This window comes from Enterococcus sp. AMC2644, assembly GCF_058216475.1.
This window is the reverse complement of sequence record NZ_CM177095.1, coordinates 2,560,362-2,579,194: the sequence shown is the minus strand read 5'-3', so window position 1 is coordinate 2,579,194 and position 18,833 is coordinate 2,560,362. Positions and strand designations below refer to the sequence as shown.

At 35.4% G+C, this 18,833-nt stretch carries 22 protein-coding genes; 5 read left to right on the top strand and 17 right to left on the bottom strand.

Annotated features, from left to right (window positions below; genetic code table 11):
- Positions 1–36 precede the first annotated feature (36 nt).
- On the top strand, positions 37–2,283 hold the full coding sequence (gene metE / locus AC4BC5_RS12585; protein WP_490495709.1) for a 5-methyltetrahydropteroyltriglutamate--homocysteine S-methyltransferase: 2,247 nt from the start codon (positions 37–39) through the stop codon (positions 2,281–2,283).
- The gene (metF, locus tag AC4BC5_RS12580; RefSeq protein WP_490495708.1) at positions 2,276–3,154 is read left to right on the top strand and encodes a methylenetetrahydrofolate reductase [NAD(P)H]; all 879 of its coding nucleotides are present in this window, start codon (positions 2,276–2,278) and stop codon (positions 3,152–3,154) included. The genes metE and metF overlap by 8 nt, the downstream gene beginning before the upstream one ends.
- Before the next feature lie 74 nt (positions 3,155–3,228).
- Here the strand turns inward: metF and tsaD are convergent, their stop codons facing one another.
- The 8 genes from tsaD to AC4BC5_RS12540 all read right to left on the bottom strand — a co-directional run bounded on the left by tsaD (position 3,229) and on the right by AC4BC5_RS12540 (position 10,731).
- The gene (gene tsaD / locus AC4BC5_RS12575) at positions 3,229–4,245 is read right to left on the bottom strand and encodes a tRNA (adenosine(37)-N6)-threonylcarbamoyltransferase complex transferase subunit TsaD (RefSeq protein ID WP_490495707.1); all 1,017 of its coding nucleotides are present in this window, start codon (positions 4,243–4,245) and stop codon (positions 3,229–3,231) included.
- Entirely contained in the window at positions 4,242–4,709 is a 468-nt protein-coding gene (rimI, locus tag AC4BC5_RS12570; protein WP_490495706.1) for a ribosomal protein S18-alanine N-acetyltransferase, read from the bottom strand. The genes tsaD and rimI (AC4BC5_RS12570) overlap by 4 nt, the downstream gene beginning before the upstream one ends.
- Entirely contained in the window at positions 4,706–5,239 is a 534-nt protein-coding gene (gene rimI, locus AC4BC5_RS12565) for a ribosomal protein S18-alanine N-acetyltransferase (RefSeq protein WP_490495705.1), read from the bottom strand. Before rimI (AC4BC5_RS12565) ends, rimI (AC4BC5_RS12570) begins: the two co-directional genes overlap by 4 nt.
- Positions 5,223–5,936, bottom strand: a complete 714-nt coding sequence (gene tsaB, locus AC4BC5_RS12560) for a tRNA (adenosine(37)-N6)-threonylcarbamoyltransferase complex dimerization subunit type 1 TsaB (protein ID WP_490495704.1) — start codon at positions 5,934–5,936, stop codon at positions 5,223–5,225. Before tsaB ends, rimI (AC4BC5_RS12565) begins: the two co-directional genes overlap by 17 nt.
- An 89-nt stretch (positions 5,937–6,025) precedes the next feature.
- Positions 6,026–7,036 carry a LacI family DNA-binding transcriptional regulator gene (locus AC4BC5_RS12555; RefSeq protein ID WP_490495703.1) on the bottom strand — a complete coding sequence of 337 codons (1,011 nt, stop codon included), beginning with the start codon at positions 7,034–7,036 and terminating at the stop codon, positions 6,026–6,028.
- Positions 7,037–7,053: 17 nt separating this feature from the next.
- Positions 7,054–8,532, bottom strand: coding sequence for a UDP-glucose--hexose-1-phosphate uridylyltransferase (galT, locus tag AC4BC5_RS12550; RefSeq protein WP_490495702.1), 1,479 nt, complete (start codon positions 8,530–8,532; stop codon positions 7,054–7,056).
- Between the two features lie 11 nt (positions 8,533–8,543).
- Entirely contained in the window at positions 8,544–9,533 is a 990-nt protein-coding gene (galE, locus tag AC4BC5_RS12545; RefSeq protein ID WP_490495701.1) for a UDP-glucose 4-epimerase GalE, read from the bottom strand.
- Between the two features lie 40 nt (positions 9,534–9,573).
- Positions 9,574–10,731, bottom strand: coding sequence for a galactokinase (locus AC4BC5_RS12540; RefSeq protein ID WP_490495700.1), 1,158 nt, complete (start codon positions 10,729–10,731; stop codon positions 9,574–9,576).
- A gap of 159 nt (positions 10,732–10,890) precedes the next feature.
- On the opposite strand from AC4BC5_RS12540, the gene AC4BC5_RS12535 reads away from it, so the two are divergent.
- Positions 10,891–11,058, top strand: coding sequence for a DUF3042 family protein (locus AC4BC5_RS12535; RefSeq protein WP_490495699.1), 168 nt, complete (start codon positions 10,891–10,893; stop codon positions 11,056–11,058).
- A gap of 382 nt (positions 11,059–11,440) precedes the next feature.
- On the opposite strand, the gene AC4BC5_RS12530 is transcribed toward AC4BC5_RS12535, so the two are convergent.
- The 5 genes from AC4BC5_RS12530 to AC4BC5_RS12510 are packed head-to-tail and all read right to left on the bottom strand — an operon-like array spanning position 11,441 to position 14,294.
- Positions 11,441–11,836, bottom strand: a complete 396-nt coding sequence (locus AC4BC5_RS12530; RefSeq protein WP_490495698.1) for a rhodanese-like domain-containing protein — start codon at positions 11,834–11,836, stop codon at positions 11,441–11,443.
- Between the two features lie 17 nt (positions 11,837–11,853).
- Positions 11,854–12,822, bottom strand: coding sequence for an ROK family glucokinase (locus AC4BC5_RS12525; RefSeq protein WP_490495697.1), 969 nt, complete (start codon positions 12,820–12,822; stop codon positions 11,854–11,856).
- Position 12,823: 1 nt separating this feature from the next.
- Positions 12,824–13,030 carry a YqgQ family protein gene (locus AC4BC5_RS12520; protein WP_490495696.1) on the bottom strand — a complete coding sequence of 69 codons (207 nt, stop codon included), beginning with the start codon at positions 13,028–13,030 and terminating at the stop codon, positions 12,824–12,826.
- An 18-nt stretch (positions 13,031–13,048) separates the two neighbouring features.
- Complete coding sequence (locus tag AC4BC5_RS12515; protein WP_490495695.1) at positions 13,049–13,738, bottom strand: rhomboid family intramembrane serine protease; 690 nt, start codon at positions 13,736–13,738, stop codon at positions 13,049–13,051.
- Positions 13,731–14,294: a 5-formyltetrahydrofolate cyclo-ligase gene (locus AC4BC5_RS12510; RefSeq protein ID WP_490495694.1), complete on the bottom strand. Its 564-nt coding sequence runs from the start codon at positions 14,292–14,294 to the stop codon at positions 13,731–13,733. Before AC4BC5_RS12510 ends, AC4BC5_RS12515 begins: the two co-directional genes overlap by 8 nt.
- A gap of 230 nt (positions 14,295–14,524) precedes the next feature.
- On the opposite strand from AC4BC5_RS12510, the gene rpmG reads away from it, so the two are divergent.
- A complete protein-coding gene (gene rpmG / locus AC4BC5_RS12505; protein WP_002356321.1) occupies positions 14,525–14,674 on the top strand; it encodes a 50S ribosomal protein L33 in 150 nt (49 codons plus the stop codon).
- A gap of 130 nt (positions 14,675–14,804) precedes the next feature.
- Here rpmG and AC4BC5_RS12500 read toward each other — a convergent pair whose 3' ends face one another.
- The 4 genes from AC4BC5_RS12500 to AC4BC5_RS12485 form a co-directional block, all read right to left on the bottom strand.
- Positions 14,805–15,569: a DNA/RNA non-specific endonuclease gene (locus AC4BC5_RS12500; protein ID WP_490495693.1), complete on the bottom strand. Its 765-nt coding sequence runs from the start codon at positions 15,567–15,569 to the stop codon at positions 14,805–14,807.
- Between the two features lie 64 nt (positions 15,570–15,633).
- On the bottom strand, positions 15,634–16,089 hold the full coding sequence (locus AC4BC5_RS12495; RefSeq protein WP_490495692.1) for a hypothetical protein: 456 nt from the start codon (positions 16,087–16,089) through the stop codon (positions 15,634–15,636).
- A 123-nt stretch (positions 16,090–16,212) separates the two neighbouring features.
- Positions 16,213–17,430 (bottom strand): CCA tRNA nucleotidyltransferase, encoded by a 1,218-nt coding sequence (locus AC4BC5_RS12490; RefSeq protein WP_490495691.1) that lies wholly within the window; start codon positions 17,428–17,430, stop codon positions 16,213–16,215.
- 9 nt (positions 17,431–17,439) lie between these two features.
- Positions 17,440–17,793, bottom strand: coding sequence for a nucleotide pyrophosphohydrolase (locus tag AC4BC5_RS12485; RefSeq protein WP_490495690.1), 354 nt, complete (start codon positions 17,791–17,793; stop codon positions 17,440–17,442).
- A gap of 131 nt (positions 17,794–17,924) precedes the next feature.
- On the opposite strand from AC4BC5_RS12485, the gene AC4BC5_RS12480 reads away from it, so the two are divergent.
- Entirely contained in the window at positions 17,925–18,818 is an 894-nt protein-coding gene (locus tag AC4BC5_RS12480; protein ID WP_490495689.1) for a YitT family protein, read from the top strand.
- The last annotated feature ends 15 nt before the right edge of the window (positions 18,819–18,833 follow it).

Below are 18,833 nucleotides of genomic sequence, written 5' to 3'. Positions count from 1 at the left end.
ACATTATCTTCAACACAAAAAAAGGAGTGTTGGTTAATGACAACAACAATTATCGGCTTTCCCCGTTTAGGTGAATTTAGAGAATTAAAGTTTGAAACAGAAAAATATTTTAGAAACGAAATTTCAGCAGAGGATTTAAAAGGTTTTGCAAAAGAATTACGTAAAAAACATTGGAATGTTATTAAAGAAGCTGGTATCGATCAAATTCCAAGTAATGATTTTTCTTTTTATGATAATACGTTAGATACATCTGTATTATTTAATATCATCCCTAAAAAAGTAAAAGATTTAGATTTTAATGAACTAGAAGAATATTTTGCTTTGGCTCGCGGCTACCAAGGTGATAAAGGTGATGTTCATGCCTTACCGATGAAAAAATGGTTTAATACGAACTATCATTATCTAGTCCCTCAATTTGAAAAAACAACAAAAATCCAATTAAACACGACTAAAATTATTGATGAATTTATCGAAGCAAAAGAGTTAGGAATCATTACTCGTCCAGTGATTTTAGGACCGTTTACTTTATTGCAATTAGGTCAATACCATGATGGCACAACAAGTGCAGATTTTTCTGCTGATTTATTAACTGCTTATCAAGAAGTATTTGCACAGCTAGCTGAAGCCGGAGCAGAATGGATTCAAATTGATGAACCTGGTTTAGTCTTAGACTTAACTACTGAAGACATTGCTCGTTTCAAAGAATTCTATCAAACCTTACTGGCAAATAAACAAGGTTTAAATGTCCTATTACAAACCTACTTTGGTGATATTCGTGACATTTATGAAGAAATCATTGCTCTAGATTTTGATGGCGTTGGGTTAGATTTTGTTGAAGGAAAAGAAACACTGAATCTAATCACTAAAACACCTTTTCCAGAAGACAAGCTATTATTTGCTGGCGTAATAAATGGTAAAAACATTTGGACAAATAACTATACCAGTACCTTTGATTTGTTAGCTAAATTACCTAAAAATGTGGTACTAACAACTTCTTGTTCATTGTTACATGTTCCATACTCTGTTGAAAATGAAATTTTCTCAGATGAAATCAAACAATATTTTGCTTTTGCAAAAGAGAAATTGGCAGAGTTAGTCGCTTTAGACAAGACTGATCAAGCAGCAATTGAGAAAAATAATCGTATTTTCAAACAGGAACGAATTACTGCTAATAAAGCCCTACAAGAAAAAATTGCGCAACTAACAGATGTTGACTTCGTTCGTTTACCTGCATTTGCAGAGCGTGAAGCCTTACAAACTGGGTTATTACAATTGCCAACATTACCAACAACGACAATTGGTTCATTCCCACAAACAAAAGAAGTCAAAATTACTCGTGGAAAGTTCAAACGTGGCGAGATTAATCAAGAAGAATATGACGCTTTTGTTGCGAAGAAAATTGATGAATGTATCGCTTTCCAAGAAAAAATCGGCTTAGATGTTTTAGTACATGGCGAATTCGAACGTAATGATATGGTTGAATTTTTTGGTGAAGCGTTAGATGGTTACCTCTTCTCTAAAAATGGTTGGGTACAATCTTATGGCACTCGTGGTGTAAAACCGCCAATCATTTGGGGCGATATTGCTCGCTCAAAAGCAATTACCGTGCAATGGTCTAAATATGCACAAAGCAAAACAGAGCAAATTGTTAAAGGAATGCTTACTGGTCCCGTAACAATTTTAAACTGGTCGTTTACCCGTGAAGATATTTCTATTAAAGAAAGCACCTATCAATTAGCTTTAGCCATCCAAGAGGAAGTTTTAGACTTAGAAGCAAATGGAATTCGCATCATTCAAATTGATGAAGCTGCTCTCCGTGAAAAATTGCCATTGCGTCAAACAGACTGGTACAGCGAATATTTAGATTGGGCAATTCCTGCATTCCGTTTAGTTCACAGTAAAGTGCAACCAGAAACACAAATTCATACGCATATGTGTTATAGCGAGTTTGAAGATATTATTAAAGCAATTGATAATATGGATGCTGACGTAATTAGCTTTGAAGCATCCCGTTCAAACTTAGCCTTATTAGATGCTTTAAATCGGAATAATTTCCAAACACAAGTTGGGCCTGGTGTTTACGACATTCATTCACCACGTATTCCATCTATAGAAGAAATTAAACAAACGATTGGTAAAATTTTAGAAAAAATTCCAACCAATAAAGTTTGGGTAAACCCTGACTGCGGTTTGAAAACTCGTGGCGAAAAAGAAACATATGCTAGTTTAGAAAACTTGGTATTAGCTGCAAAAAAAGTGCGAGAGGAGCTTGCGAATGACTGACAATGTGGAAAGACAACGTCCTTCCCTTTCTTTTGAAATATTCCCACCAAATACGAAGTCGTCAAACGAATTACTTTTGGACACACTCGATGAATTGCAGGACTTAGGTCCGCATTTCATCAGTGTGACATGTAGCAATAAAAATGCTGATTTAAAAACAACAACATTAAAATTAGCAGGCTATATTCAAAAAAATTTGAATGTGCCTAGCATTGCGCATCTAACAGCGGCTTATTCTTCAAAAGAAGATATTCGGGAAGCAATTACTATTTTAAAACGTTCCAATACAAATCGAATTCTAGCATTACGTGGTGATATTTATGAAGATAAGTCGCCTTTAGATGACTTCAAGCACGCTAGCGACTTAATTCACTTTATCAAAAAAGAAGAGCCTACTTTCCAAATCAGTGGTGCTTGTCATCCTGAAGTCCATCCTGAAGCTAAAAATCGTGTAGAAGATTTACAAAATCTAAAGAAAAAAGTTGATAGTGGCTGTGATGATTTAATCACACAATTATTCTTTGACAACGATATTTTTTATCGTTTTCGCGAAAATTGCGACATTGTTGGTATTGATATTCCTATTTATGCTGGTATTATGCCTATTGTTAATCGTAATCAAGCATTGCGTTTAATAAAAACAACTAAAACTGCCTTGCCACGTAAATTCATTGCTATTTTAGAAAAATATGAACATGATCCAGAGTCATTGCGAGCAGCTGGCTTAGCCTACGCTATTGATCAAATCGTTGATTTAGTCACTCAAGATACAGCAGGGATTCATTTATACACAATGAATCAGTCACAAACAGCATTAAATATCTACCGTGCCACCAAAACACTCTTTAAAGAAGAAGCAATTGTTGTCTAAATAAAAAAGGAACAAGCCTAATAAATCTGAACTAGACTTGTTCCTTCTTTATTTGATTTTATCTAAAAAAATTGCTATTTTTTTACTGGAAAAGCTAAACTTGGTACTGCATTCAAAGACATCTCTGCAAAATTCCCTTTAGCTAATTCTACATGTGCTGCTGCGCCAATCATTGCTGCGTTATCCCCACATAGGCGTAGAGGTGGTATAACTAAAGTAACATTTGGTAATTGTTCGACAGCTTCTTCTAACGCCTGTCTTAGCCCTTGATTAGCGGCCACTCCACCAGCAACAATTATTTGTTTCACTGGATATTGTTGACAGGCATGAATCGTTTTATGAACGAGTACCTCGATAACACTTGCTTGAAAGCTAGCCGCTAAGTCCTCAGTCGATAAAGCCTCGCCACGTTGCTCAGCATTATGCACTAAGTTAATAAAAGCACTTTTCAAGCCACTAAAACTAAAATCAAAATTATCCTCATGAATCATGGCACGTGGAAAATGATAGGTATCCTTTCCAAGATGTGCTAAACGATCAATCTCTTTACCACTTGGATACGGCAAGCCCAAAACTCGCCCTACTTTATCATAAGCTTCTCCCGCTGCATCGTCTCGTGTTTCTCCAACAATCTCATAGGATCCATCTGCTTCCATCAAAACCAATTCAGTATGCCCACCACTAACCAATAATGCCATCAACGGAAATTCTAATGGTTGAACAAATCTAGCCGCATAAATATGCCCTGCCATATGATTGACAGGAATCAAGGGTAATTGGTGTGCCCAAGCAAAAGCTTTTGCCGCGGATATACCAATTAATAAGGAACCCACTAATCCAGGCCCCTGTGTCACAGCTACCGCAGATAACTCATCAATTGAAACTTCTGCTTCAGCTAGCGCTTCTTCAATACATAAAGTAATTTGTTCTACATGATGACGGCTAGCCACTTCAGGTACCACACCACCAAAACGTTGATGACTTTTAATTTGGGATGCAACGATATTACTTAAAATTTTATAACCATTTTCAATGACTGCCACGCTTGTTTCATCACAACTACTTTCAATTGCTAAAATCAATTCTCTCATTTGACCAACGTTGGCCTCACTTTCTTTATCATAATCAATGCATCTTCAACAGGTGCTTGATAATAATTTTTTCTTCGAGCAATAATTTCAAAGCCATGACTTAAATATAAATTTTGTGCTGAAAAATTAGAAACACGAACTTCTAATAAAATTTGAGCAATTTGCTCTTCATTAGCAATCCGGAACAACTCTTTTAATAAAGCCGCACCATAACCTTGCTTTTTTTCTTGGGTATGAACAACTAAATTAAAAATTTCTATCTCGTCTAAAAATTGATGATAGCCTAAAAAACCAGAAATTTGTTTTTTTCCTAAAATTAGATATTCACTTTGCTCATTACGAATATCTTCTATAAATTGCTCCGTCGTCCATGGGGAACCATGTGCATAGCTACTCTCTGCTAACTGATACAGTTCGAACGCCAACGCTGTCGCTGTAAAAAAATGTTTACTTGTCATCTTCATTTTAATTCTTTCACCATATCTAAGGCATCTTCATTGCCTTCACTGTAATATTCTATCAAAACTTGACGTGTTGCATAACCTAACTTTGTATACAAACGTTGTGCATCCAAATTACTTATACGCACCTCTAAAGACATTGTTTGACATTTGTGTTGTTTAGCAAATTGTTCAGCTTCTTTTAATAGATACTTTCCTAAACCTTTATTTTGATAGTCAGGGATTATAGCTATATTAGTAATATGCGCATCATTTTTTACTATACGAATACCTATAAATCCAAGGACTTGTTGATCCGCAACAACACATAAATATCGATGGACATGCATCGAATATAGCTCTGATAAAAAAGCCCCACGATGCCATGGTTGATATTCCTTATATACCAATTGCTGAACACGCATTAATGCCTTAATATCTTTTGGAAAAACTTCACGAATATGATACACACGTCCATCAATTGTGAGTGTTTTTTCTCGATAGTCACTTTGTTTACTTAGAAAAGAAAGAAAAAATTTAAATCTTTTCAACATAACTCTCTTCTCCAGCTTCGTGGGTTTCTAACCACTTTTCTTCAGCTTCCACACGTTTTAAATACTTCGGTAAAAACGGATGGATTGCACTAACTGGTGCGTGTTTGCCAAGTTCAGCCAACACACCACCATTTGGATAATTCCAAGAGATAATTGGATTACAAACAGCCTTTGGCAAAGCCTCTTTAATCGTTTCTTGGAATTTTTGAACATCTTCACCTACAAAATAGACATCCCGGTCATTTAATTGTGCAAGTAACGCATCTAACGCAATGTGTTGGTCCGCCAAAACATTGACCAATTTTCCGTCTTGCCATTGGTATGCACCTGCATAAACATTTTGACGTCGGGCATCAAAAAGCGGCACAATCCATTCTTCGCGACCGTAGCAATTTCCAGCAATAGTTTTTAAACTAGAAATACCCACTAGTTCAATCTTCAAAGTATCGGCTAACGTTTTTGCTGTTGTCACCCCAATTCGTAATCCTGTATATGAACCAGGGCCTTGCGCAACAACAATACGATCAATATCTTGAGGCGTTAAGTCAAGCTCTTTCATTAGTATTTCAATAGCAGGCATCAACGTTTTGCTATGATTTTTATTGACTGTTGTTTGCAATTGACCTAATAAGCGATGGTCATCTGTAACAGCTACTGCCATGGTTTGATTTGATGTATCTATTGCAAGTATCTTCATTTTTCTTCCCTACCTTACTCAAGTTCTTTCATATTTTACCACAAAAGTAAGAATTGAGGCCAAAGTTTCTATCCAAAATAAAAAAGAGTCTATGATAGACTCTTTTGATTTTTTTGAGTTTTTAACGTTGATTGACGTAAAATTAATTCCGTTGCTAAAACACTTCGTTTGGAAACAAGAGGCTGTTCTTTAATTAAATCAACCAATGTTAATACGGCCAATTCTCCCATCCATTCTGTATAAACACGAATAGTTGATAATGCGGGACTAACATATTTCGCTACACTTACATCGTTAAAACCAATCACCGAAATATCTTCAGGTATTTTCAACCCTTGTTCTTGAATCGCACGCATCGCACCAATCGCCAAAGCATCACTTGAAGCAAATAAAGCTGTTGGATAGTCGTCTTCCTGCAATAAAAATTCTTTCATCGCCTGATAGCCTCCTTCAACAGTAAACGCTCCTTGAAGGTGATATCTTTCTTGATATAATTTTAATTGGGTCAAACGTTCTTTAAAAGCACTGAGCCGAGGATCACTAATTTCATAATTGCTCTGTTTTGTATATTCAATCCCTGATAAAATACCAATTTTTTCATGTTTTTCTTGAATGAAATGGTCGATGACTTGTTCAACACTTTGTGTAAAATCAACAACTATAGAATCATGACCATGGATTGTATCATTAGTATCAACAAATAACAATATTCCTTCTAGTTCTTCTAATAGACGAATTTGTTTAGGATCAAATTTACCTAATGCAATCGTGCCTACAGTTGTAGTTTCTGATAATTGATCAAGCGATTCTTTTAACAACTGAATATTTAACTCTTCCGCTTTTTTTTCAATACCTAAACGAATGGCTAAATAGTATAAATCTTCCAACTCTTCCGCCGTGTCATACCATTGAACTAAACGAATGACAAATTGTTCACGACGCTTTTTCTTATGCTTGGTATAATTCAATGATTCAGCTACTTCAAAAATTTTCTGTTTTGTCTCTTGACCTACAGACAACTCTGGATCATAGTTGAGAACACGCGAGACCGTTGCAGGAGAGACTCCTGCTTTATCCGCAATATCTTTAATGGTTGCCACGATCTCTCCTCCTTTTATTACAGCGCTTGAGTAAAATCAATAAAAGCTTGTTGTCCTTTTTCATCCCGTTTGAAAACACCCGCATCTTCTAAAACGCGTGTAAAAATCTGTCCAAGTTCTTCTTTCATCACATCACGAACATTTTCTTGAGAAAAGGTGTAACGTTCTTGCATTTGCTCTGCCCATGCACGATGACTTTCTGCTAATTGATTTTCTTGATTTAACAAGAATTTTTCCACTTCTTGTAATTCTTCTTTAAGACGAGGTGGTAAAATTGCTAGTCCCATCACTTCAATTAAACCAATATTTTCTTTTTTAATATGATGAACATCTTGGTGTGGATGGAAGATACCATCAGGATATTCTTCTGATACATTATTATCTCGTAAAACTAAATCCAGTTCAAAAAAATCACCTTTTTTACGAGCAATTGGCGTAATCGTATGATGCAATGTTCCATCTTTAGAAAATGCTACAATATCTAGTTCAGGTGCAGAATAGTTGCGCCATTTCGTCAACACATGTGTCGCAGCTGCAACTAATTGCTCCTTATCTGTTGCTTGTAAACGAATGACTGACATTGGCCATTGAACCGTTCCAGCCACAACTGTTGGAAAATCTTTCAAGGCAAATAAATGTTCAATTGGTGCTTTTGCCATCGCAAACGTATGATTTCCGCCTTGATAGTGGTCATGAGATAAAATTGATCCTCCTACAATTGGCAAATCAGCATTTGAACCTGCAAAATAGTGTGGCAATACTTCAACAATTTGTAATAAACGTGCAAAAGTTTGCTGACTAATTTCCATCGGACGATGTTCCTCTGATAAAACAATGCAATGTTCATTATAGTAGGCATATGGAGAGTATTGAAATCCCCATGATTCATCATCTAGGTTCATCCTAATAATCCGATGATTCGTTCGTGCCGGATAGTTCACACGACCTTTATACCCTTCGTTCTCCATACAAAGCATACATTTTGGATAATTACTAGTTGCGGCAGTTCGCTCTGCTGCAATCTGTTTTGGATCTTTTTCAGGTTTCGATAAATTAATAGTGATTTCTAATTCGCCATATGGTGTTTGAACAGGAAAATAAATATTCTTCGCAATGGCGCGTGTCTTGATATAATCATTATTTTTACATAAATTAAAAAAGTAATCTGTAGCCTGTCTAGGATCCTTAGCATAATGCTGCGCAAAAAAAGCATTGACAACAGAAGGTGGTGGTGTCAAGAAATCCATCAGTTCGCCTTCTAAAATTTCAATTGCTGACAAAGTAGAATCAATCACTTGATTTTTTTGTGCAGTGTTTACTAATTCATCTAACAATTCAGTTGATGGACGTGTTACAGGACGTACATCAAAATCTTCCAATTGATCTTCACCAATCATTCCTAAAATACGATTATGCAAATACAAGCGATCCATTTCCATCCAACCGCCTGCTGCAATCGCAAGTGTAGCAAAATCAGCAATTGTTTGACTTAACATCCCTTCAGCTCCTATTCTTCATACCCGTTTGGATGACTTACGTGCCAATCCCAAGCAGTTTGAATAATTTTCTTCACATCTGTATACTGTGGTTCCCAACCTAAGACTTCTTTTGCTTTTTCACTAGAAGCCACTAAAGTACTTGGATCACCTGCACGACGAGGCGCGATGACTGCTGGAATTTCTTTTTGAGTAACTTCTCTTGCTGCATCTAACATTTCTTTTACGGAATAGCCATTATTACTACCTAGGTTAAAGACATTGCTTTCATTACCTGCTTTTAAATAATCTAAAGCTAACAGATGAGCAGCAATTAAATCTTCTACATGTACATAATCACGAATACAAGTCCCATCAGGTGTATTGTAGTCATCTCCGAAAATTGATAATTCATCACGTTGTCCTAAAGCGACTTGTAAAATAATTGGTACTAAATGGGTTTCAGGTGTATGATCTTCTCCAATTGAAGAATCAGCTTTTGCACCAGCAACATTGAAATAACGTAACGCTACAAATTTCATGTCATAAGCATTGTCACACCATTTCATCATTTTTTCCATCATTAGTTTACTTTCACCATATGGATTTTTAGGGTTCGTTGGTGTTGTTTCTGAGATAGGAGATACCTCTGGTTCACCATAAGTAGCAGCTGTTGATGAAAAGACAATATGTTTCACGTTATGTTCATGCATCACTTCTAATAAGATTTGCATACCGTAAACATTGTTATTGAAATATTTCAATGGTTTGTCAACTGATTCACCAACTAAAGAACTTGCCGCAAAATGAATCACGCCATCAATCGCTTCTTTTTCAAAAACTTCCGTAACAAAAGCTTTGTCACGAACATCTCCTTCATAAAAACGTGCTTTTGGATGCACAGCAGCACGGTGTCCTGTTAATAAATTATCAATTACCACAACATCCTCACCGCGTTGAATTAATTGATTTACGGCATGGGAGCCGATATAGCCGGCTCCTCCTAATACTAAAATAGACATCTCATATCCTCGCTTTCTGTTTTAAACACTCTTTTTTATTTTATAACTTTCTGGCACCATCATCAATGCTTGCTTGATAAATATCTGTTGCATAACCAATTTTGTCTAGATATTCGTTAGAAACCGATGCTACAAAATCCTGCCAATCGGCTTGTTTAACTAAAGCAATCGCACAACCTCCAAAACCAGCACCTGTCATTCGTGCACCTAATACACTTGGATGTTTTTGAGCAGCAGCAACTAAGGTATCTAATTCAATGCCTGTTACTTCATAATCTTCTTTCAATGATTCATGAGAAGCATTTAATAACTCACCAAAAGTTTTTAAATCATCAGATTTTAACGCTTGGCGTGCTTTTAACGTTCGTTGATTTTCCGTTACAGCATGTTTTGCACGTTTGATTAAAGTCTCGTCGCCAATTAATTCTGTATTTGCAAAAAAAGTGGCTTCATCAAGTTCACCTAATGATTGAATGTCTAATTGTGTTTGTAATAGACGCAAGGCTTCTTCACATTCACTTCGACGCTCATTGTATTTAGAATCCGCAAGTTCTCGGCGTTTATTCGTATTCATAATAGCAACAACATATTCTCCAAAGATTGCTGGAACAACTTCATATTGCAATGTATTTGTATCTAATAGTAATGCATGGTCTTTTTTACCCATACCGATTGCGAATTGATCCATAATTCCTGAATTAACACCAATAAAATCATTTTCAACTTGTTTCCCAATTTTAACTAAATCTAAACGATCAATAGTCAAATGAAATAAATCTTCTAAGATGACACCTGTTAATAGCTCAATGGAAGCAGATGATGAAAGTCCGGCACCATTTGGAATATTTCCGTAGAAAACAATGTTTAATCCAGAATCAATCGTATGTCCAGCTTCTTTTAAAAAGCGAATCATTCCTTTAGGGTAATTTGCCCAATCATGTGCTTTTTCATAATCCAGTTCGTCAACTGAGAAAGTAATCGTGCCTTTATCTGGAAAATTTTCTGAATACAAACAAACAAGTTGATCTTCCCGTTTACTCGCTAAACCATACGTTCCTAAAGTAATTGATGCAGGAAACACATGACCTCCATTGTAATCTGTATGCTCACCAATTAAATTGATACGGCCTGGAGCAAAATATGCACCAGTAGCAGGTGTTTCAAAAACGTCTTTGAAAATCTTCTCTAATTTTTCCATTTTTATCGACTCCTTTTTTTATTAGTAAATTTATTATAAAATATTTACTAAACTTTTTCAACTTATTTACCGAAATAAATTTACTATGGTATATTACTTTGCAAAATCTCCAAATTCATTCATAATATAGTTAAGATAATGAAGTGAGGTGAAGGAACAATGAAAAAATTTGTTACAGGATTTGTCGTAGGTTCTCTTGCTACAACTGCAGCAACAATTGGCTTGATTGCCACAATAAAAAAGCAAGTCATTGATCCAATTGAAGAAAAAGAAGCTGTCAACGACTTGAAACGACGTAAAGCACATCGTAAAAGTTTCGCAAGATAATACAAAAAACGAGAGACGTTATTAATCGGCTCCCCTTATATAGGACACTGAAATAGAAAAGGTCCTGTATGGGGGGATTTTGTATATCAAAAGGGAAGTTAAAATTTTAAAAAAGCGACTCACGCTGGTAGAAGACAGTTGGTATCAACATTGGTTGAACTCTAGGACACCAATAGACCTACACAGAAAACTGCTATTGACTACATACTATTCGATGGATAAAACGTTCTTGATTTCGCTCATCAAAGTGCTTCACTAACCGAGCGTCATCGCGATTCATCAGTGAAAAAAGAACTGTTTGCAAAAAATCGCAAACAGCTCTCTAAAAATTTATTATATTTCGTGTCTTCTTGACGGGCTACTAACTAGCTCGTTTTTTACTTTAATTTTTCTTTTTAGTCTTACCTGTCCAACCATCGTACCCATCTTTTAAAATATAAACATTTTTATAGCCTTGTTTACGCAATTTATTCGCAGCACGAACACTCAATGCTTTTGAACGATCGTATAGGTAAACTGGTTGATCTTTACGAATTGCTGAAATTGAATTATCTAAAACTGTATAAGGAATATTACGTGCACCTAAAATGTGCCCTCCATCAAATTCAGCTTTCTCGCGAACATCAATTACTTGTGCCTTACGCATTCCTTCGCGAAACTCTTCTTCTTCAATAATTGTAGCAGAACGTTTTCCTAGGATATAATAATACAACCAATTCAATCCCATGAAAATTAGAACTAATAATAAAATCAGTGTTAGGGTATTAAAAAAATTCATATGTTGTTTCTACCTTTCTATTTTACAAATTGCAATGCCAATGAAGCTGCGCCAATTACACCGGCATCATTTCCTAATTGAGCTAGTTTAATTTGTGTACTTTCTCTTACTTGAGGGAATGTGTACTCATTAAAATATTTTTCGACACGGCTTCGTAAGAATTCACCTGCTGCAGATACACCACCACCTAAAACAATACTTGATGGATTTAACGTATTTCCTAAATTACCACAAGCCAGACCTAGATAAAAGCAAACTTTATCAACAACCATCAATGCAAATGGATCATCTTGTTCAGCTAAAACAAAAACGTCTTTACTTGAAATATCTTGACCGTCATCTAAACGACGTTTCAACTCGGAATCGCCTGCGTATTCTTCTGATAGCTGACGAGCAACACGGACAACACCTGTTGCACTTGCAACTGTTTCTAAACAGCCTACTTTACCACATGTACATTCAAAACCATAAGGATCCACTGTTACATGACCAATTTCTCCCGCACAGCCTGCGACACCATGTAATAAGTTACCTTCTGCAATAATGCCGCCTCCAACTCCAGTTCCTAGCGTCATGAAAACAACATCTGGGTTATTTTCGCCAGCACCTTTCCAGCGTTCTCCTAGAGCAGCGACATTCGCATCGTTATCTAACGTAAATTGAATTCCTGTTCCTGATTCAATTTGTTCACGAACAGGTTGCAATGTTTTCCAGTTTAAGTTATAAGCACCGATAACTGTCCCTTTTTCACGATCAACACTTCCAGGAGTTCCCATACCAATCCCAATAAAGTTTTTTGCTTCCAAGTCATATAAACTTAAACGATGATTGATGGAGTCAACAATTTCTGGAACAATATGTGAACCTTCATCCAAAATATTTGTTTCGATACTCCACTTTTGTTGAATTTCTCCTTCAAGAGTCACAATCGCAAACTTAACTGTAGTGCCTCCTAAGTCAATTCCAATGATTTTCTTTTCTTCCATCCTAAAAATCCTTCCTGCTTTCTTCGATGCGATGTTCTCGATTTAAGATGCCTCGTGCTTTTAAATAGGTCTCTCGATCAATCACACGTGCTTCGAATAGCTTTTTTAATTCAATCGCCATCAGTTCAATATCATAAATACGTTTGCCTACATAAATATACAAACCGAATTGTTTAAATAACTGTTGGACATCATACAAAGTTTCCATAAAGACACTTCCTAAACATTATACAAGTATTTCATATTTTTTGAAACCGTACACGAGACAAAAAATAATCAAAAACGCTAAAATCATACCCGAAATAATTCGAAGATGAATGGAGTACCTTTTCGAGTTGTTAGGTACAGCTAATACATTCCCTAATAACAGCCCACCAATCAATCCACCAATATGTCCCCACATATCAATTGAACGATCAAAAACGCCGAATAAGAGACTCATCCCAATAAATAAAGTAAATTGACGTACCATTCCTTGAATTGCTGGATGCCCTTTAAAATGAACGCCTAAAATAACAAATGCACCGAACAGCCCAAACAATGAAGTACTTGATCCAGCTGACTGTACACCGGCTTGATTAAAGGCAAAGCTTAAAGCATTGCCAACAATTCCACTGACTAAATAAATAATAAAAAAGCGTACATGTCCATAGATAGCTTCAATTTGTTGTCCCATAAAATAAAGAACGACTGAATTGACTGCAAAATGCATCAATCCATAGTGAATAAAAATCGGGGTAATAAAACGCCAATATTCATGTCCTTGTACGACTAAAGGTCCAAACATAGAACCTCTAAATTCTAAATATAAACTTGGAAAAAGAAAAGCGATTAAGTAAACTAAAATCTGAATTGCTAAAAAAGTATATGTCAAAAAAGGGGTTCGCTTTAGGCGATTAAACGATAAATTATTCATAAGTCACTCCTTTAAAACTATCAGTAAAAATCCGCGCTACCGGAAAATCAAATGGATCAGGATTCCATTGATTGTTTAGTTGTTCTGAAAAAACTAAACTACAGGTTTGCCCCTGATATTCTGCTAAGTAACGGTCATAAAATCCGCCACCAAATCCAATACGATACCCTTCTTTAGAGAAAATAATCCCTGGAACAAGCAAAACATCAATTTCTTCTTTAGAGACATTTAAATTACTGATTGGTTCATCAACACCGAATTTTGTTGTTCGATAAGCCGTTCTTTCATCTACTTCGTAAAAAGCTAATTGACTTTTTGGCAATGATTTAGGAACAACGACAGTCTTATTCTCTGCCCACGCCCGTTTCATAATTGGTTCAGTATTAAATTCAAACGCTGTTGAACGAACCATCCCAATAACTTTTGCTTCTTTCCAAATTCGTGAGGCGAAAAAGAGTGATAAAATTATTGATTCTTTTTTTAGTTTCTTATTAGGCTGTTCAGCTAATTTTTTTAATGTGGTAATTCCAGATTGACGCAGTTTTGTTTTTTCCATAAATTCACACTCCTTTACTCATAATTAAAGTCTTACACACATCATTTATTTTAACATGGAACCTATCTTCCGCCTATAACTAACCTTCAATTAAACACGTAAGAATCGTCAAGTAAAATTACTTAACAAAATTTGCTAAAAAGGCTAGATTTCTCTGAATAAACGTGATATTATAGTTTGGTCTGAGAGAGAGATCTTGGAATATTCTAGATATATGGGAGGGAAAACAGATGCGCGTAAACATTACATTAGAATGTACTTCTTGTAAAGAACGTAACTACTTAACAAACAAAAACAAACGTAACAATCCTGATCGTTTGGAAAAACAAAAATATTGCCCACGTGAAAGAAAAGTTACTTTACACCGTGAAACTAAATAATAGTTTGAAAATAAGCGTCGAACTTCTTGTTTATCAAGAGTTCGGCGTTTTTGTTTTACAAAAAAAGGAGTAGATTGCTCTACTCCAAAAAAGTCTAACCTTTGAATCTAACTATGAATTCGTGACTTTTTTAATCTTTTTTAGAATTGCCAGTAGCATAGTTAATACTATAACCGTCTTGTATATTATAAATAAAAATATTAAAGCATAATTCTTGGTCTTCCACACTATGCGCCTCAATTTGAATGCCACGTGGAACGAGTTCTTCATCTTTAAAATAAGGCGTCACCCGATACCGCACATGGTTTCCGGTTTCTTTTAAATAATTTGCCACTTTATCTTCATACTCTTTCATTGGTTTTTGATTCATCTGCTGAGTACCAGTAAATAAATTTTGCCAATTATCATTTTCCCCAGTAAAACGAAAAGCGATTAGATGTGAGCGATTGTACAACCACTTCCCATCTTCAAGTTTCTTTTGCTTCCAACCTGATGGATACACTCGCGAAATATCTCCACGTTCTTCTTTGGGCATCAAACTTTTATGTAATAGCGCATTTGCTGGACCCACACGGTTGAGAGAATCAAGAGCTGAAAAACTCTGCCACGGTCCATTGACAAGTGATATTTCTTGCTCTGTAAATGTCGTATGATTATCATTTAGCGTGACAACAATATTTGTACCATCGTAATCTGGCAGTGCGTCAAGTTGTGGATAATTTACTAACTGTTCTGATGTATCATCAAATACATTTAAAATAGTCGTTGGATCAGACCAATCCAATTTAGACAAATCAATTTGTCCAGCTGTCGCTGTGAAAACAAGCAGCGCAACGAGTGAATACAACACTCCTTTAACGGTAGTTGTAGGTGTATTGTTTTTTTTCTTTGCCATGTCATTCCACCTTCTATTTTTTCAGAAAGAAACGAGAACTCTAAAAAGAATTCTCGTCGGTTGTTTATTCGAAGTGCTTGCCGTAGATATCATCTACCGTTTGTTTTGGATCGATTACAATGTAAAGATTTTTAGTTTTTTCACTAATTTTTGTTGATTGGTACGCATTATCTAATCCATCTGTTGATTTATCTTTGTATGGGAAATAAATAACATCCGGATGACCTGATTCATATAATAATTCCATACGTTCGATATCTTCATATTTTAAGGCACGTGCAAACATTCCTGATTCCAATCCACCTAAGTTGATATCGTGAGTTGATACATGATCACCTTCTTGGAAAATTTCAATTTTAAATGCTTCACATGGGTGAATTTCTACAAAGTCACTGCCTTTAATACGACCAAAACTTGTTGAAACTTGCTTAATCCATAAGTCACCAATGTAACGACGATCGATTGTCCAAGTTTCTCCATTTCGGAAAAGTAGTTTTAACGCTTTCATTTGTCTAGCCATATTGAACTCTCCTTACCTTAATTGGTTAATAAATTACACATACTTAGTGTAGCATAACAATTGTCTCTAGTAAATATAATACACAATGAGAAGAACTAGTTTTTCTCATTGTGTAGCAATTTCTTAACATTCAATTTTTGCAATTGCAGTTACGGCATACTCAAGTAACAATTCCTTCTCGTTAGGGACTTTTTGTTCCACAACTGCTTGTTCACAGAGCATCAAAATTTCTCTCATCCATTTACCTGGTTTTTTATCAAAATAGGCCAACAGATCATGCCCACTAATCGCTAGATCATGTAGAGAGTGAATAACTAATTGCTGATAGGCCTCTTTCACCGCAACTACATCACTGTCTAAATCAAAATATGGCAGTAGCTCTTCTGTTAAGATAGCTTGTTCTTTTCCTAATGTATAAAGTAATTGCTTTGTAAAATTCTGTGTTTTTCTGAATCGCAAGCCCATAGATACTGCTTGTGTTGTCCGAATAATCTCATTAGAGCACTTCCACGCTTTCATAAAAGGACGAATTTCTTTATCTGATAAACCTAATTGATCAATTAACAAGACCCATGCATGAACGTCTTTATTAATTTGCAGGTTAGTCAATTCCGAAAAACGCAATAATGATTCACCATGCAACCGCAATTGAGGACAATAAATATAACATTCCGTCTCAACAAACATTTGTAAACCTTGCTGCCGATATTTGCCAAGTAATAGTTTAATAAATTCAATATTAATACGTTCGATTGAAATTTTAGCTAATAAAGCATGATTCTCATAAATCGATGCAAAGGTTTCCTCTTCTAGTTGAAAACCTAATTGACTAACAAATCGTAGCCCACGCATCATTCGTAAGGCATCTTCATGGAAACGTTCATGAGGATTTCCAACTGCACGTAACACTTTGTTTTCAAGATCAGCTAAACCATCAAATAAATCAATGATTTCACCATCTTCTTTTAAAGCAAACGCATTAATCGTAAAGTCTCTCCGTTTTAAATCCTCTTCCAATGATCGAACAAATTCAACACGATCGGGACGTCGAAAATCTTGATAGGTTGACTCTGTACGAAATGTTGTAATTTCATATTGCTCTTCTTCATCTAAAACCAAAACGGTTCCATGTTCAATTCCTACGTCAATCGTCCGAGGAAAAATTTCTTTAATCTCAGCCGGAAAAGCGCTTGTCGCAATATCAACATCATGAATTGGTTGCCCCAGCAAGACATCACGTACACTACCACCTACAAAATAGGCTTCAAATCCTACATCTTCAATTTTCTTTAAAATAGGCAATGCTTTTTGATATTCTTGAGGGATTACATTTAACTTCATCTCATCACCTTATCTATCTTCCGCAGTTTGTTTCCCATCTTTTCGTTCAAAACGATAACTATCTCTGCGATTAAATTTTTCCATATTTTCTTCAAATACTTCTGTCAAGTCTATATCTAATGAATTAGCCATAATCATCGTTACAAACAAAACATCGCCTAGTTCTTCGGCGACAGTTTTGGCAGTCTCGGTTGTTTTTTTAGATTTTTCACCATAATGATGATTCACCTCTCTAGCTAACTCGCCAACTTCTTCTGTTAAACGCGCCATTTGTGCTAAGGGGCTAAAATAACCTGATTTAAATTGTTGAATATAAGCATCAACCTCTTCTTGCATTGATACTAAAGAACGTTGCTTATCCAAATTTATCCACTCCTCTAAATTTCTCCTTTTATATCTTAACAAATTGGGAAAAGAATTCATAGGAAAGAACTATTGTCTATTGAATATTTACATGCTACATTAAGAAAGATTATTCTATAAGGAGGTACGTTATGCAACGCTTTTTTTCATTTAGAACCATGAGAGATATTCTAGTTATTATTTTTGGTACAGCTATCTATGGGTTTGGTATTGTTTTTTTTAATATCCCTAATGATTTAGCAGAAGGTGGTATCACTGGGATCACCTTGATTTTAAGAGCTTTATTTTCAATTGATCCTGCAATAAGCACTTTATTTTTAAACATTCCCTTAATAATTATAGGCGGTCGAATTTTAGGTAAACGTGCTTTATATTATACAATTTTAGGAACTGTAGGATTATCTTTTTGGTTAGGATTTTGGCAAACAGTTCCGATAGTTATCGACTTACAACATGATTTATTGATTGTAGCTTTATTAGCTGGTGTCATTACAGGTATTGGCAGTGGTATGATTTATAAAGTTGGTGGTACTACAGGTGGTAGTGATGTTATTGCACGTATCGTAGAAAAAAACTTTGGAATCTCAGTTGGTAAGTCATTACTAATTTTTGATGTAGTTGTTTTGATTCTTTCATTATCCTATATCAACTTAAACCGAATGATGTACACCTTAATTTTCGCTTACGTCTTTACTAAAATTATCGATTCCATTTTAGACGGGGGTTACTCAGCCAAAGGGATTTTAATCATGTCTGATAAAAACCAAGAGATTGCTTCTTTATTAATGCAACAACTCGAACGTGGCCTAACTTATTTCAATGGTGAGGGCGGTTATTCAAATCAAACAAAGAATATCATTTACATCGTTGTTAGTCCTCGTGAAATTTCTGAAGTAAAACGGATTGTTCACGAAGCAGATGAAAAAGCTTTTGTTTCAATTATCAACGTTCATGAAGTAGAAGGAGAAGGTTTCAGTTATTTGAAGCCTAAAAACAAATTATTTCTGTCAAGTAAAAAAGACTAGCATTTAACCAGTCCA